Genomic DNA, 15,680 nt, shown 5'->3' on the forward strand with positions numbered 1-15,680 from the left:
TTCAATTATTTGTTTTTCACTTATAATTGATCACCTCATTTCAAAGATTAGAAAAAATCTATAATTAATTATTTTATAAACCAAGCAAACGAAAGTTTGCTTTTTTCATTTATAACTAGTCCTGTTTTTGGCGCTAAATAATAAATAAAAGTGCCCACTAAATAGAATTAAAAAAAACCAACATCTCTACTAGTAGTCCAGAATTCATAAATCACGACTACAACTCTTTTGTTCCATATTTAATTCCGATTACTTTTAATTCATTGTTTAACCAAAAACTATAAATCATGTTAAAAAAGATTTTATCAATTAGTGGAACTAAAACACTAAACAAAACTGAGCAAGTAAAAGTAAATGGAGGACTTTTTAATCCAGATCCAATTTCAGGTCCTGGCGGCGGTGGCGGAAGCGGTGGAAATAATGATCCAATGCCATGCTTCTGCATTATATTTGGACAAGCGACTCAAGTACCATGCAACAGTACATGTCCAAATGGAACACAACCATTTTGTCCATGATTTAAAATATAAAGCGAGCTTCGGCTCGTTTTTTTTTAGCATACTATAATCTAGTTACATTTTTATATCTTTAGCTTCAACATTGAAACCAACTATACGTGAAACGTTCCAGACGTTCAGAATACAATAAAAAACGAAATCGTTCGAAAAAACATTCGGAACGAAAGTTTGGCTTTAGCTCAAAAACTGAATCTAAAACTTCTCATGATGACTCAGAACCTGCTAAAGACTCAACAGTAAATTCAGGTTCAACTTCATCTTCTAGTTCAAGTTCAAACTCGAATTCATCTTCAAGTTCAAGTTCAACTTCATCTTCAAGTTCAAACTCAAACACTATTGATCGATTAAAAAGTTTTGAAGTTGACGAGAATCAAGAGAAAAAATATACGCATCGAAAAATTATTCCTGAAAACAAATCTGGTTGTTTCAATTACCAATTACCAATTGCAGCCGTTGTAATTATATTTATCATTAAACTTGTTATTGGAATTGGTCGTGTTACAGATTCGCCTCCTACAATAAAAGAAGAGCCTATTCTTGTAAAAATTAAACAGCAACAAAATAAACGTGTAAACAGATTGATTGCAAAAAATCCTGCACTGTTAATTTATGGATTATCTGCTCCTATGCGTGAAGTGGCACAATTAAAAAAAGATTCACTGTTTCCTATTCTTCCAAATGTTAATGTACGTTTGTTTAAAGGCTTTCATTTGTATGACACATCATTTTCAGAAGCAACACAACTTCTTGCCAAGTTTTCTAAATATTGTTTCTTTTACAATCGCGTTAAAAAGCTACCAAATAAATCTATAACACAACAATGGGAAGATTTACGAAAGAAGTTAGCACGAAGAACTTTTGGAAGTCAATTTTCTTATAAAGACACTAAAACATATACATTTAAAGGCTTACAAATTGAAGAAAAATCCTTTCAAATTAAAATTCTCAATTTTGATGTACATGGTGTAGCTACTTTAGTAGATGCTGGAGATACGTACTATTTTTTCCATTTTCTTTCCAAAGAAAAGAAGGGACATCGTTTTGATTTTCATTATTTGAAAAAGTATTTAGACTATTATTTGAAAATTCGATAAACTTCTTAGACTTACTTAGATGCGCTTTGCTTTTAGACCGCTATCGCTTTTAGACTTGTTCCCGCGGATGCGGGAATCTCTTAGATCGCTTCGCTCTTGGTATTTTAATAAGTGAACTTTAAAATAAAACTTTATTTTCAAATTGACGAATCACCAAATTGACCAATAAACTTAGACTTCAATTCTCCAAACGTCTGTTCGAGTGTTTTATCAGAATAAAATGGAGATAAAATGTATCGAGAACTACTTTCATATTAGACGCGCTTTGCTTTCAGACCGCTATCGCTTTTAGACTTGTTCCCGCGGATGCGGGAATCTCTTAGATCGCTTCGCTCTTGGTATACTTACTTTCGTTTTGAAACTTCATTAACAAATTCTCAAATTAACGCATTAACAAATCAACTTAGACTTGTTCTTTTTTTATATCTTTAGCTATAACCTGAAACCAACCGCGCGTGAAACGTTCCAGACGTTCCGAATATGATAAAAAACGAAATCGTTCGAAGAAATCTTCAGAACGAAAGTTTCAGTTTTCCACAAATCCTACTGATAAAGATTCTGACACATCTCCCAAAAAAAATAAAGATACAACTCATCGTAAAGAGCAAAAACTCAAAACTTCCAATAAGAAAGATACATCTAAAACGCTAGCACAGACTGAAAAAACTACAGTAACTTCTGCAGAAACAAATACTATAAATCGTCCTATTGAGTTTGAGGTTTTTTCTAAAAATGACAAACAGTATCAACAACGCACTGCTTTTCAAAAAAAGAAAAGTCCGTTTTCAAAATTAAAACTACCACTTATCAGTAGTCTCTTTATTATTGCGCTTTTTGGTTTGGTATTTATGTTGAATATAGTGACTGATACAGAAAAGAAAGAAACGATCATGCAGGTAGAAGAATCAGCTAATAATGAATACGTAAATGCAGATCCTAAAAAGAAAGATTCTCTTAGAAAAGCCTATAAAATAGCGTTTTTAAAAAAAGATTCTCTCAGAAAAGCATCGAGAAAAGAATATTTTAAGCAACTTGAAAAACCTGATATTTCCAGAGTTATTGTAGGGAATAATGTGAATCTGAAAGAAAAAAAAGCACGTAATAGCACTTATAAAAAACGAATTCTTCCGAATGTAACTGTTCACATACCAAAAGAACTTCCAATTTATGACACTAGAGCGATTCCGAATGTAAGCATCTTGGCGAAGAATTCAGATGAATATTTCTTCTACAGTAAAGAAAAGAAAGAAAATGGAAAAAATATAGTTCTGCAATGGATAGGATTACGCAAATCACTTATTGATGAATCGCTAGATGATTATTTTAATTTTGCAAATAGTGAGCGGTATGATAAAGGGAACATTGTAGAAGTAGATTTTTCAATTATTATAGATGGATTCATTTTTTACGGTGCTGCCACACTTATAAAACACAATAACCAATACCATTTCTTTCATTTGATGAGCGTACGTGCTTCTTATGAAAAACCTAATTATAAAGAAGTTCGAGAAAAGTTATATACCTATCTTAAAATGGAATTGCCTAAAAAGTAAGTAACCGTTAAAAATTTCATTCATTCAATTTTCACCAAATCCAAAGTCGTTTGATACAATGGTGTTTTGCTCATTTTGGCTTTCAACCATGCATAAAAACTCATCACAAAAATATCTTCTTCTACACGCACTTTCCATTCAAAAGAGTTTTTTACAGCAGTATGAAATTCCACGGAAGTGACATTTTCGGGCGCGTGATAATAGTCTTTGACAAATTTTAAAAACGTTATAACACGATTTTCTCCCGATTTCTTAAAAAACGGATAGTACTTTCGTTGAAAACTTATAAAGCGTGAATCGACATAGGAAATATTGCCCAATTCAATATGTAATAACAATTCAATTAAATTCTTTTTAATCACCCAATCAACGCCTGTTTTTTCTTCGTACCATTTATCGGTATGGTAAAATTTTGAGAATACTTTTTGGGCTTTTTTAAACTCTCCTTGTTGAAAATAAAATACAATCAGACTTAAATGCACGTCTAACATAGCTTCCAAATCGTACTTTTTAAAATCGACCACTTCTTCTAAAAGTGCAATGGCTTTTTCAGAATTTCCAGAGTAATTATAATTCAGCGCCAATAAACATTGATATGACAACAGCGAGCCTTTATAATAGCGTCGTTTTTGTTGTTCCATTGCCGCTCGCATAAAATCTAAATAATGTACGCTTTGCGCGAATTCTTTCTTTCTGAAGAAAATATTTGCAATGAGATGCAATACTTTGATGTGATAAAATAAATGCTTGTCCGTTTGTTTCAATCGGTTGGAAATATCTTTGTAATTCTCCAAAATAAAAGGTTCAACCGCAAAATAGGTTTTGTTTACAGCGGCGACAGAATTGATAATTTGTGCCAATTGATACAAAGATTTATACGACAATCCTATTTCCTTTGAAATTCCAAAACGTTCGTAGGTTTCTTGAATTAGAGTTTGAAACGAAATAACTTCTCCTTTATAGACTACTTTTTGTAGGTTTTCTTGAATCACCGCGTATGCCATATTCAACTTTTCTTCTTGTAAAAAATCTTGCTGATTGGCTGTACATTTTTCAATCAAAACTTCTAATGGTGGCGCGTAACTCGTTTTGTGTGCGTATTGTATCTGTGTATGATACACTTCATTGAGTAAGGAAAAATGTAAAATCTCACGTGCTTTCTTCTCTACCTTATTTAATATTTTAAATGCTGTTTTAAATTGTTTTTGAAGCAATAAATTACGTGCGACTAAAATTCGTTTTGTAATCTCTAATTCGTCTGAAACTTCATGTGTAAGACTTTGTGTTGCCATAAAGTCAACCAACGAACTCCACAAACGCTTCCGCAATCCGTGATACGCCGTTTTATTGTCTTTTCCATATAGCTTTTTCGGAATTTCCTTTGCGGGATGATTCGCAAGCAATAACTGAAACAACTGTACATTCTTAGTATCGTGTCGTTTGTTCTTATAATTAAGATATTTTACAAACTCTTGTTGTTCTTCTGTAGAAAATTGAGAAATAATAACATCAATTGCAATCATTATATCGACCTTTTTATTTTAATTAAACTATTAATAATCAATATTTTAATTAATTTTTAATCATATAAATATAGTCCTTTTTTATTAAAATGTGAATTTCGTAACCAAAAATCCGATCGCATATTTGTCCTGTAATCAAAACACAAAAACAAATCAATTTACATTTAAAATCAAACCATTATGGAACAACAAACATTTAAAAATTCAGAAGAAAAAACAACAAAGTTTACAACAACAAATAACGAAGAACAAAATCCTTTTAAACCAACACCAGCTTTTATTGGTGCATCATGGGCAGCATTAGGTATCGGAATGATTGCCTATTGCGTAGGATTGTGGAATGCTTCAATGGAATTAAACGAAAAAGGATACTACTTTACCATTTTACTATTCGGATTATTCTCTGTGGTTTCTGTTCAAAAAGCAGTAAGAGATAAAATGGAAGGTATTCCTGTAACAGAGATTTACTACGGAATAAGTTGGTTTACAACTATTGCTGCAATCGCATTACTAGTTGTAGGATTGTGGAATGCAGATATGGAATTGAGCGAAAAAGGTTTTTACGGAATGTCGTTTACCCTAAGTCTATTTGCTTCCGTAGCCGCACAAAAAAATACTAGAGATTTACACGGATTAAAAAATCAAAAAGCTTAAATGTTGGTTGATTACCTGAACCTCGCAATGACGAACGAATGTAGTTGTTGTGAGGTTTTATTTAAAAAATCAATTCATAAAATAAATAGAAAATGAACGATCAGCTAAAATCAATTGTTATTTTGCTTAGTGGATTTCTCACATTCATACTAAGTTATTTTATCCCTATTGGCGGTGGAGGCGTTAGTATAATATTTACACTTTCTATTCCTTTCTTTATCGTTTTAGGAATCGCTTTTAGTGCTATCTACTATGCTCTCATTCGAAAAATTAAAAATATTTATTATAAAAACGGTATCTTTTTAACCATGCTACTTATAATCATTATCTTAACATTCGCATGGTATCCGTATCGTTAATTTAAAAATACTTTAAAACATGAATTCAAAAATCACAAGAGCGCTGCCCGAATTGGTCGAAAACGGCATTATTACGGACGGAATTGCTCAAAATATAGAAGCCCATTATAAAAAAACGAATGCATCTGACAGTGGCAGATTGTTTACAATTTTCGGAATTTTGGGCGCAACACTCGTCGGGTTAGGAATTATCTTAATCATGGCGCATAATTGGGATCATTTCTCAAGAGTTACCAAAGTGATTCTTGCCTTTCTTCCCATGTTAGTAGGACAAGCCGTTTTAGGTTTTAGCATAGTAAAAAATAAATCTGTTACTTGGAAAGAAGCCGCTACAGTATTTTTATTTCTCTCTGTTGGCGTTTGTATTGCTACGGTAAGTCAGGTATATCATATTTCGGGCGATTTGGAATCGTTTTTATTGGCTTGGGTTTCCTTGTGCATTCCGCTCATGTATCTAACCAAATCCACTTCTGCGATTATTTTGCACCTCATCTTCATTACCTATTACAGTTTTGAAGCTAGTTCTGGACCATTATCTTCTGCACCAATAGTATATCTTGTTCTATTTGCAATTCCTATTCCACGTTACATTCAATTATTAAAATCTAAAGTCAAATCGCCAGCTGTTATTGCTTTTCATTGGCTATTTCCGTTAAGTTTAATGCTCGCATTTCCTATTTTTATTGGACGCTCATATTTTACGGGGCTTTTAGTGTATATGTTATTATATAGTGGTCTGTTTTATAACATTGGAAAACACTCTTATTTTAAAAATGCTTCATTGTGGCAAAATGGATATTTAGTTTTAGGCGCTCTCGGAACTGTTTCTATATTGTTCGTTACAAGTTTTCGCATGGCGTGGAACATATTGCCGTTATCAGGTTCATTTGGAGAGTCAGAAATTACAATCTGTCTTATTCTATTAGCTCTTATAGGTTTTGTTTTGTATCAAAATTCAAAAATAAAAACATTTAAAAAGAATGATTTGTTTCAGTATATCTTTCTCATTTTCACAATCGTTTTCTTTATTGGAGCTGTAAATAATGTTATTGCAACCCTATTCATAAACATATTAATTTTTGTATTGGGAATAATGCTGATAAAAATTGGTGCAGACAAGGTTCGTTTTGGCATGTTAAACTGTGGAATGTTTATCGTTGCTTTGTTAATTGCCTGTCGTTTTTATGATACAAATATAAGTTTTGCTTTGCGCGGATTGTTCTTTCTATTAATTGGTGGAGGATTTTTTGCAGCGAACTATATCATGCTTAAACAACAAAACACTAAAAAATAAACATCATGAAAAAATCATATATATACTTACTTTTTGGCTTGATGGTCATTGCACAAATTGCCGCTTCTGCTCAAATTGTATACAAATACGAAAGTATCATTTCCCCTGAAAATGCATACAAATTCAAAACCGCACCTGTAGATCCAAACAATCCATTTATGGGGAAATTTATAGACTTAGATTTTGAGATAAATTCATTTATAACAGAAGACAGCGACTGGAATTACAAACAAACTGCATATGCATACATCTCAAAAGATGAAAACGGGTACGCAGTTTTAGAAACCTTATCGAAAAAAATAATACCTGATAGTGAATTTGATTATGTAACTGTAGAAACGCGTCGTCATTACAATGGAAAAGTACCTTTTCAATTTCCTTTTGACACCTATTATATGGAAGAAACAAAAGCCTATGATGCTGAAATCATGTACTGGGAAAATAACCGTACTGAAAAGCAGCAAGATGTATATGCGCTTGTATATATTAAAAACGGAAATCATGTACTAACGGATGTAATTATAGACGGTGTTTCTATCAAAGATGCCGTAGAAAAATAAAATACCTTTATAAAAAAGCACTACCTCATTTAATTAAATAAGGTGGTGCTTTTTTGATTAAAATTCTTCTTTTTAATTATTTTAATTTTGATCGTGTACACTCTACATTATTCTTAATTTCTTGTTAAAACACGACGCTCACACAAAAAATTCAACGCTCACGAAGTAATTCTGCCCTTGTATTGAATTATTACATACTTTGAATAAGAATTAACTACTCACCACCAAAATCCCCAACCATTTTAATAGTACAAATTATTAATAAACGCATCTCGTATGCGAAAACTGTAGTGCAAAAAACATAAAAAAAAGCGAACCTAAGTCCGCCTTGTGTTGAGTTACTTTATAACGTTACCAACATCCTTCGGCTCCAGGACGCGATAGTCTACAATCCCAATTTCTGGTAGGTCCACAATCATCTGATGGACATCCACCTTTAATGGCTAGATCTTGGAATGTTGAGATAGACTTTTTGTTAAGCTTCAATGCTTTAAGACTTCTTTTTTTCATGATTTATTGTTTTGCGGTTAGTAATAATCAAAAGCTATAAAAATAAACTGAAAGTCCCTTACGGCATTGCCGTAATTAACATTTAAACTGTTGTATAACAATTAATTATTATTATTTTATGAAAGATCAAATTTCACAAACACTCTTTCGTTTTACAAGTCTGAGAAGTCCAGATTTAAGCGAAGAAGCAAACAAACAATTACGATTCATTTTTATATCTGAATCAGGGAAAAATGGCACTTTTTATGATGCAGTCACGGAAAGAGAAGCAGCTGTCTCCAAGTGGCTTGCACTCCAAAACGCAGCCAAAGATTTTTCAAGTTCTTCTAAATCAGAAATCAAAGCATTAGATACGAAGCTGTTTGAATTTTCAGAATGGTTGGCTAAAAACAGAAGCACAGCTAGTCTTGACGAAATAGAAGCCAAAACTATTGGCATTAATGCCTTAACAGACGATACTACATTGTGGGATAATTTATTCTATCAATTCGCTACAGAAGAAGATTTTTACACAAAAGAAGCAATTATTCACCTCTTAAAAGCAAATCATGTTATTGCTAATTTTCCGCGTGGTGAAGAATTAGATATCGATCTAAAAAAAGATCTAGTAAACAGTATTGTATACGCAAAAGTTATTTTACCAAGCGAAGTATTTAACTTGACTGATGATACTGTTGCAGGCGATAAAGCTATCAAAGACAATACGACTTTTAAAGCAATTCCATTATCACAAAAATTAATGGCAAGTATTGCGTCACAAGAGTTGCAAAGCTTGCAAAAAGTAACGGACGAAGTTGAAGAGTTAGAAACACAATTTCAAGAGGAATATCGTGCAGCATATAAAACTGCAAAAGCAAATCACGATAAAGATGTAAAAGACCTCTTAGATACCTATGAAGCTGATGTGCAAACTGCCAAAACAACTTGGTGTGACACTAGAGGTGACAAAGTTTATGACGCTTCAAACATTAATCCTTGCGATCAACCTGCGCCAGTACAATATCCGGACTTGCCTGTATTTTCATTTTCGTTTAGAGATGAAATTGATACCGCAGATGCAAGAAATGTATTTTCAACACTTACGTATGAAACCTTAGCATTTTTATCGCCAATAGAAAAAATTAAAACATTCGCGAAAGCAAAAGAATTATTGGCAAAAGAAACAGAAATGGCTACAACTGCTGTATATGAAAATACACATTTTTATGAAAAGTCGGTAAGTGTAAACGGAACAATTCTTCCGCTTCACAACAATGTTGACCCAACAAAGATTACGGCTGCTTTTTGTTCTAGAAGACGTATTAATACAAAGACAAATTTAGCGTATTGGAAATTCTTTGTTGACATTACCAATCCGTCAGAAGGTTCTTTATTTGCTGTACAATCTGTAAGTGCCGAAGTTTATGATGTCTCAGATAATTTATTACACAGTAGCACTTCGTTTTCAATTATAGATAGTTCTATGAGTAACATAAAAGTAAACTTACTCAATGATGTGTATACAATTCCAACGGCACAACACGCTAATCTGCGCTTAAAATCGATTGTTACTTTACTTGACGGAACTGTATTTGAACACGATCGTATTTTAGGACCAAACACCTGTGCTTTAGGAACTATTGCTACAGACGAACCAGTTACGGACGATGGAAACTTTATTCCATCTGGCTACGGAATGCGTCAATTGGGAATTGCCGATTACCGAAAAGTGGAGCAAAGTGTACATTGTTATACGGAAGGAGAAGTATCACATATTGAAAATGTGATGGCGCGTGAATACAAAGAAAAATCTACACGTAGATTGCGTTCTTCAGAAAACACAACGTCTACAAGTTCTGAAACTGAAAAAGAACGTTTAACTGATACCACATCGACAGATCGTTTTGAAATGCAGAATGAAATTTCAAAAGTGATGGCAGAATCTCAAGACAGTTCTTCGTATGTAAATTCAAGCTTAGGATATGGCGGCGAGAAATACAACTTTAACTTAGGAGCTGGAGCAAATTTTGCTACGCATACTTCTAATGAAGAAAGTATCAATCAAGCAGTTACAGAAGCACAAGAAATTACATCAAGAGCAATGGATCGTGTTGTACAACGTGTAAAGGAGGAACGTATTAGCAAGATCATTGAAGAATTTGAAGAAAATAATTCGCACGGTTTTGACAATCGAAATGGTGATAAGCATGTAGTTGGTGTGTATCGTTGGATTGATAAAGTGTATAAAAATCAAATCTTCAACTATGGTAGACGATTAATGTATGAATTTGCCATTCCGCAGCCTTCAAAATTACATCGTATTGCAATGGCCTCAATTCCAGAAGAAAGCAATAGCGAAACCATGATTTTGTCTGAACCATTAGATCCGAGAAAAGTGGTTATTAATGGACTTACAATGAGTGATGCTTCTACTGTTAATGATTCAAATTATAAAAAATTGGCAGCAGTTTACAATGCAGAAGTTAATCAGCCACCTGTAGTCGAAATGCACATTGGAAAAGCATTTTCATACAAAGCTGGAGAAGTAATTGGAGATACAAACGAACGTCATGGAGACCATGCTGAATTGGAAATTCCAGAAGGTTATTATACTGTAAGCGCTACTGCAGAATGGGTAGATAGTGAAGACTCTGGAATTGGTCGTACACACATTATTGTTGGTGGTGTAAAAATGCCGCAAGGAACTCCGAAAAACTTGTCAAAATTTGTTTCTAGCATTCCAGTTTCGTTTTCTTCATTAACGCATCTTTCAGGAAATTCAAATGTGAATATCAAATTAAGAAGATTAGATGAAACCTACGTAGCTTGGCAATTAGAAACTTTCAATGCAATTATTACAGCATACGAAGACAAGCTAGCTGCGTATTTAGCACAAAAAGGTCAGGAAGAGGAAAAAGTAGCGGAAATGAAAGATTCCAATCCGTTATTCTATCGTAAAATTGAGCAAACTGTATTACGTAAAAACTGTTTGTCGTACTTAATGGATCAATCGCCAACAGCTACAAGAACATACGGTAAAAAGATGTATTCAGGTGATGCTATTGATACACATGTAACGAGTACAAATGCATCCTTAGATGATTATGCTTCGTTTGCAAAATTCTTAGAGCAAGCTTTTGAGTGGGAAATTATGTCGTACAACTTCTACCCTTTCTATTGGGGAAATCGCAAAGAATGGAATGAATTGTATTCGTTTGAAAACAACGATCCATTATTCAGAAGTTTTATGCAAGCCGGATTGGCAAGAGTTGTATTAACGGTTCGTCCAGGATTTGAAGAAGCTGTTATGCATTATATGAGCACAGGAAGTATTTGGAATGGTGGCGAATTGCCTGTTTTAGATGATCCATTGTACATGTCAATTGTAGACGAATTAAAGAAACCTTTAGGTGTAAAAGAAGGAAAAGCATGGAAAACACGTGTTCCTACTTCATTAACCATTTTACAGGCAGATAGTTTAGGCTTAAAAGTTGAAAAAGCACTTCCGTGCGAATGTGACGATATAGAAGATTTTATTCCATCTGATCAAACGGAATGCAGCAGCAATATTGTAAATGATAGTTCTGTTTTTAATGATTTACAAGTTGGCGACAATACAGCTTCAAAAAGAGAAGTACAAGTAACTTTTTATAATAACTCTGGAGCAAAAATTCAAACCGTAGCTGATTTCGATGATGCAGAAATGTTTCCAATTACATACAAATGTATGGAACAGGAAATTGTAATTCAACGTGATGCTGCATGGAGTCCAGAAGACAGTGCAGGAATTGTGTATCAGCAATTAGCAAAAAAGATTTCGTTGATTTCAGGTCTTGTTGCACAGCAAGTTTTTGATGCTGTTGGAAATCCGTTAGGACTGCAATTTACTATTGATTATGGTCAAATTTCAAAATTTACGTTTGAAAAACCAGATGTAGAAAATCCTGTAAACGATTCAGCGCATGATGTATTGAAGATGAATATCAGTTCGGAAGGTGTCATTGTAAGTTCGCCTACAGAATACCCTAATCGTGTTCACGATCGTTATGCAGCAGCCTTAACTGACAGTGAAGTTGATGTATTACTTCCGTTGGCAAGATTCCAATAATGAGTAATGTACAATTAGAAATGATATGGCAGCACGACAACGTGTTGCCATACATTCTCAATGAATTGAAACAGACTGTAGCACGAATTACGCCTGTACACACTATATATTTATATGGTAGCAGAGCCAAAACTCCAATACAAAACTGGGATCAATTAGCAGGAAAAGATTGGGATATCATCATGGTATGCGATTTCCCAATTATCAATACGCACATTTGGACAACCGCTAAAAATTATCATATCGATTTAAGCATTATCAGTAAACAAAAAGCTGCTGAAATGCTGAAGTATCGAAAGGATTTGGTGGAGTTGTTTCCTAATAGTGATTTTATACAATCTATTTATAAAAACATCACATGATAGAAGAAGCTATAACAAACAATACAAGTATAGGTGGGTTTACAGGTAGCATAGAACCTTTAATTAAATATCTGAAAATAAATCGCCGTTCAGAAGAAGATCGAATCAAAGGCAACAAAAAATTTGTGTATGTAATTGATCAGGACTTTGATTATGATAACGAAATAAAGAATACAATAATTGAAGCGGTAAGGTCTGAATTATTAGATTCTAGCATCTACGAACCTTTACAGAATGATTTTCCTTTTGTAGTCACAGATCATTTAGCGATTAAAATAAACAATACAGCTAATAATTCTGATAGCATCACTTATTACTTAAGACGTGTATACATTACCAATTCAGGGCATCCTTTAATAACATATAAAGGTTTCGAAAGTCCTAATTGGGTGAGTATGGATGATACTGATTTCAAGTTGATTCCATTAAATAGAAATCGGTATAAATATTACTACAATAAAAAAATTAATAGGATCATTTTCAACGACATTTCTAGCCCTGTTTTTTCCTATTCTGACATATTCGCGTATGACCCGAAAGATGTTGGAATAACTACTGGAAGATATATAATAAAATTCATTAATCACAAAGGTAAGGTTACTAGAATCACTGAAAGAGATTTTAACCCTGATAAATTTAAACATAGAAGACCTCCAAAAAATTATACTGATAGAAATATTGATGTAGAAATTATAAATACTGAAGGAAAAGTGTACTTATTTCCAACGATCAAAAAGTTTGGAGGTAGTTTCATGTTAGAATACAAATATGCTCTTGATGAGTTTTCAAGGTTTGATATAAAACATCAACCTGCTGCCATTACAATTAAAACAAAATATTTTGGAACATTTCTGAGTTTTATAAATCGCGTCATTTTCTACGATGACAATTTTGATTCTATTGAAAGTAAAGAGTACTTAAACATGTATGAACTCATGGATGGAATCATGAGTAAATTAACCTTTAATGCTAACATTTCTTTTGAAAATGAAGGAATACGACAACTCTTTATAGATCAATACATAAAATACGTTCGTGAAGAGCTCGATATCTATAAAAATAAACTAGAAAAAGTTTTAGAAATATTCTATTATACTCCCGAAGTTTTTATAGAACATTTACCGCTAAAAATGCTTTGGAAAATCCTAGGTAAATCTTTAGAAGGAAAAGTAACCAATTTCGGTTTAGTCAAAGAAGACATTGTCTTAAAACTTCTAATTGCCATTGAAGGTAAAATGAACAGCCCAAAAGTGTTCATAGATGAATTATTCAATAGAAAAATGAGTGATAAAACTTCTTATTTCTATAGACTTTACAATAAAATGGATACGAGTAATTTTGACAAATATGTAAGATTTATATGGAGCGTTTGGAAGAATACTATTTATAAAGATTTCACAGAAGAAAATCCCAAGATTACAGACAAAGGAGAAACGTTATTAAATTACAAATCAGATAAAACTATAGGTTTTCATCATGACAATGCTGATATAGAATATATTGAAGAATCAAATAAAATTAAAATTGATATTTCAACTAAAGTTGTAAAGCAAGTTAAAAGAAAAGTAGGAAAAGAAGTTTTTTACATACCATTCCATACGACACAAGAACAAACTTTAATTTACGATCCATTTGCACCTATCGTAATTTTAGAAGAAGATAATCCTCATTTTATTTTTAAAGATAATGAGAATAATAAAAATGCTAAATTTGCTGTACTGCCTGCATTTGTAATGTTAGCAAATACACAAAAGGCTTTTTGGGAGAATGTCATCGTAGGAGCAGAATACGCTGTAGATGTTGTTACAACAGTTTCTGGAGTTTTGAATATTTTAAAAGCAGGACGCTTATTTAAAATATTAAAAGCGGGACATAATTTAGCAGGTAGAACAAGAAGTGCTACCAAAGCCATTACCTTAGCTAAATCTTTTGCTGGTACTGTTGAAATTACCTCTGGAGCAGGAAACGGTCTTATAAAATTAATGGGGTTACGCGATACGCCTTTTGGGCAGACTGTTGCTAAATATTTATTTTTCCTTGAAATCATAAGTCTTTCAGGAGAGATTAGTGTAGCTTTTCGCACATCGCTATCAAAAGCTGCAAAAGAAGTGATAGAACACCCTGAGCTTCCTAAGATAAAAAAGCAAGCTAAAGAAATCATTGAAAAAGCTGATGATGCTGGTGCTAGTAAAAAGAGTAAGGAAGTTTTGGAGGCTGAGGAGACTTTGGAGGCTATTAAGCATTTGGAGAAAAGTGCTACAGGAACTCGTGAAATTGTTGGGCAAGTTATAACAAAATGGAAAGTTGATGACTTCTTAAAAGAAGCTAAAATTTTAGCTAAAATAAAACCTAATGAAGCTTTTGAGCATCTAGATATGGCATTAAAGCATTTTAATCATACTGTTGTAAATGGTCAAATACGTAAAGTTTCCAATACGAATTGTGTTAATGTCGTGCAAGTCGTTGAAGAATATTTAAGAACAGGAACTATTACATTAGCCAAACATTCAAAGTCTCAAAATAAAGCTGTATTGTCTGTAAAATACAATACAACTTGGACAAGGCTTCAAAAAGGTTTACCTGAATTAACAGAAAAGCTTAATGATGGGGATAGAGTTATCATTAGAGGTGATAGATCGTCACATTTTGAAGATGGTCATGTCTTTAACGGAATAAAAAAAGATGGTAAATTATTGAGACCTGATGGACAAATTGGTAACACTTCTCCATTGCCATTTAAATATTATGATTTTTTTGAATATATTATTGTACATAAAAACTAAAAATATGCTAACAGATAAAGAAATACTAAAAATAGCCAAAGATTACGTTTTAGAAACTGAAAAAGAAGTAGGTATTCCTCTAATAATTGTTCCTGAAAACATCATAAAAAAACCGTATGGCAATGTATACAGTTATACAAGTAAAGAAGCATATCTAACAAAAAATGGAAAGCATAACTTATTAGGCAATGCTCCGTTTTTAGTAGAAAAGAAATCCGGGAAAATTATAGAATTTGGTACTTATGCTCCAAAAGAACACTTTTTAGAAGAATATGAAGCAGGAAGGTGGAATATCCCATTGTAAAAACTAAGAGAGTCATTGAACCTCTACAATACAGAATATTGTATCATAATAATATAGTTACCCCGCTACCGCACGATTG

At 32.8% G+C, this 15,680-nt stretch carries 13 protein-coding genes; 11 read left to right on the forward strand and 2 right to left on the reverse strand.

Going from position 1 to position 15,680, the window contains the following annotated elements; all coding sequences use genetic code 11:
• Positions 1-287: 287 nt before the first annotated feature.
• From ACRBBL_RS02245 to ACRBBL_RS02255, 3 genes are all read left to right on the forward strand, one after another.
• Positions 288-518, forward strand: a complete 231-nt coding sequence (locus tag ACRBBL_RS02245; RefSeq protein ID WP_431367411.1) for a hypothetical protein — start codon at positions 288-290, stop codon at positions 516-518.
• 98 nt (positions 519-616) lie between these two features.
• Positions 617-1,612, forward strand: a complete 996-nt coding sequence (locus tag ACRBBL_RS02250) for a hypothetical protein (protein ID WP_431367412.1) — start codon at positions 617-619, stop codon at positions 1,610-1,612.
• Positions 1,613-2,067: 455 nt separating this feature from the next.
• On the forward strand, positions 2,068-3,165 hold the full coding sequence (locus ACRBBL_RS02255) for a hypothetical protein (protein WP_431367413.1): 1,098 nt from the start codon (positions 2,068-2,070) through the stop codon (positions 3,163-3,165).
• 20 nt (positions 3,166-3,185) lie between these two features.
• Here ACRBBL_RS02255 and ACRBBL_RS02260 read toward each other — a convergent pair whose 3' ends face one another.
• Entirely contained in the window at positions 3,186-4,688 is a 1,503-nt protein-coding gene (locus ACRBBL_RS02260; RefSeq protein ID WP_431367414.1) for a tetratricopeptide repeat protein, read from the reverse strand.
• A 180-nt stretch (positions 4,689-4,868) separates the two neighbouring features.
• On the opposite strand from ACRBBL_RS02260, the gene yiaA reads away from it, so the two are divergent.
• From yiaA to ACRBBL_RS02280, 4 genes are all read left to right on the forward strand, one after another.
• Positions 4,869-5,342 carry an inner membrane protein YiaA gene (gene yiaA, locus ACRBBL_RS02265; protein WP_431367415.1) on the forward strand — a complete coding sequence of 158 codons (474 nt, stop codon included), beginning with the start codon at positions 4,869-4,871 and terminating at the stop codon, positions 5,340-5,342.
• Positions 5,343-5,434: 92 nt separating this feature from the next.
• Positions 5,435-5,701: a hypothetical protein gene (locus tag ACRBBL_RS02270; RefSeq protein ID WP_431367416.1), complete on the forward strand. Its 267-nt coding sequence runs from the start codon at positions 5,435-5,437 to the stop codon at positions 5,699-5,701.
• 19 nt (positions 5,702-5,720) lie between these two features.
• On the forward strand, positions 5,721-6,995 hold the full coding sequence (locus tag ACRBBL_RS02275) for a DUF2157 domain-containing protein (protein WP_431367417.1): 1,275 nt from the start codon (positions 5,721-5,723) through the stop codon (positions 6,993-6,995).
• Positions 6,996-7,000: 5 nt separating this feature from the next.
• A complete protein-coding gene (locus ACRBBL_RS02280; RefSeq protein ID WP_431367418.1) occupies positions 7,001-7,555 on the forward strand; it encodes a GDYXXLXY domain-containing protein in 555 nt (184 codons plus the stop codon).
• Between the two features lie 351 nt (positions 7,556-7,906).
• Here ACRBBL_RS02280 and ACRBBL_RS02285 read toward each other — a convergent pair whose 3' ends face one another.
• Complete coding sequence (locus ACRBBL_RS02285; protein ID WP_431367419.1) at positions 7,907-8,065, reverse strand: hypothetical protein; 159 nt, start codon at positions 8,063-8,065, stop codon at positions 7,907-7,909.
• A 118-nt stretch (positions 8,066-8,183) separates the two neighbouring features.
• On the opposite strand from ACRBBL_RS02285, the gene ACRBBL_RS02290 reads away from it, so the two are divergent.
• From ACRBBL_RS02290 to ACRBBL_RS02305, 4 genes are read left to right on the forward strand one after another with little or no spacing between them, the layout of a single operon-like run.
• A complete protein-coding gene (locus ACRBBL_RS02290; RefSeq protein ID WP_431367420.1) occupies positions 8,184-12,152 on the forward strand; it encodes a hypothetical protein in 3,969 nt (1,322 codons plus the stop codon).
• Complete coding sequence (locus ACRBBL_RS02295) at positions 12,152-12,514, forward strand: hypothetical protein (protein WP_431367421.1); 363 nt, start codon at positions 12,152-12,154, stop codon at positions 12,512-12,514. The genes ACRBBL_RS02290 and ACRBBL_RS02295 overlap by 1 nt, the downstream gene beginning before the upstream one ends.
• Positions 12,511-15,297: a hypothetical protein gene (locus ACRBBL_RS02300; RefSeq protein WP_431367422.1), complete on the forward strand. Its 2,787-nt coding sequence runs from the start codon at positions 12,511-12,513 to the stop codon at positions 15,295-15,297. Before ACRBBL_RS02295 ends, ACRBBL_RS02300 begins: the two co-directional genes overlap by 4 nt.
• A gap of 4 nt (positions 15,298-15,301) precedes the next feature.
• The gene (locus ACRBBL_RS02305) at positions 15,302-15,601 is read left to right on the forward strand and encodes a hypothetical protein (RefSeq protein ID WP_431367423.1); all 300 of its coding nucleotides are present in this window, start codon (positions 15,302-15,304) and stop codon (positions 15,599-15,601) included.
• Positions 15,602-15,680: the final 79 nt, after the last annotated feature.

It is taken from the genome of Kordia sp., from assembly GCF_050633145.1.
Lineage (GTDB): Bacteria > Bacteroidota > Bacteroidia > Flavobacteriales > Flavobacteriaceae > Kordia.

Bases quoted from the DNA above. Each gene is read 5' to 3' on its own strand.
- ACRBBL_RS02245 (WP_431367411.1), top strand. From the start codon at position 288: ATGTTAAAAAAGATTTTATCAATTAGTGGAACTAAAACACTAAACAAA.
- ACRBBL_RS02260 (WP_431367414.1), bottom strand. From the start codon at position 4,688: ATGATTGCAATTGATGTTATTATTTCTCAATTTTCTACAGAAGAACAA.
- yiaA (WP_431367415.1), top strand. From the start codon at position 4,869: ATGGAACAACAAACATTTAAAAATTCAGAAGAAAAAACAACAAAGTTT.
- ACRBBL_RS02270 (WP_431367416.1), top strand. From the start codon at position 5,435: ATGAACGATCAGCTAAAATCAATTGTTATTTTGCTTAGTGGATTTCTC.
- ACRBBL_RS02275 (WP_431367417.1), top strand. From the start codon at position 5,721: ATGAATTCAAAAATCACAAGAGCGCTGCCCGAATTGGTCGAAAACGGC.
- ACRBBL_RS02280 (WP_431367418.1), top strand. From the start codon at position 7,001: ATGAAAAAATCATATATATACTTACTTTTTGGCTTGATGGTCATTGCA.
- ACRBBL_RS02285 (WP_431367419.1), bottom strand. From the start codon at position 8,065: ATGAAAAAAAGAAGTCTTAAAGCATTGAAGCTTAACAAAAAGTCTATC.
- ACRBBL_RS02290 (WP_431367420.1), top strand. From the start codon at position 8,184: ATGAAAGATCAAATTTCACAAACACTCTTTCGTTTTACAAGTCTGAGA.
- ACRBBL_RS02295 (WP_431367421.1), top strand. From the start codon at position 12,152: ATGAGTAATGTACAATTAGAAATGATATGGCAGCACGACAACGTGTTG.
- ACRBBL_RS02300 (WP_431367422.1), top strand. From the start codon at position 12,511: ATGATAGAAGAAGCTATAACAAACAATACAAGTATAGGTGGGTTTACA.
- ACRBBL_RS02305 (WP_431367423.1), top strand. From the start codon at position 15,302: ATGCTAACAGATAAAGAAATACTAAAAATAGCCAAAGATTACGTTTTA.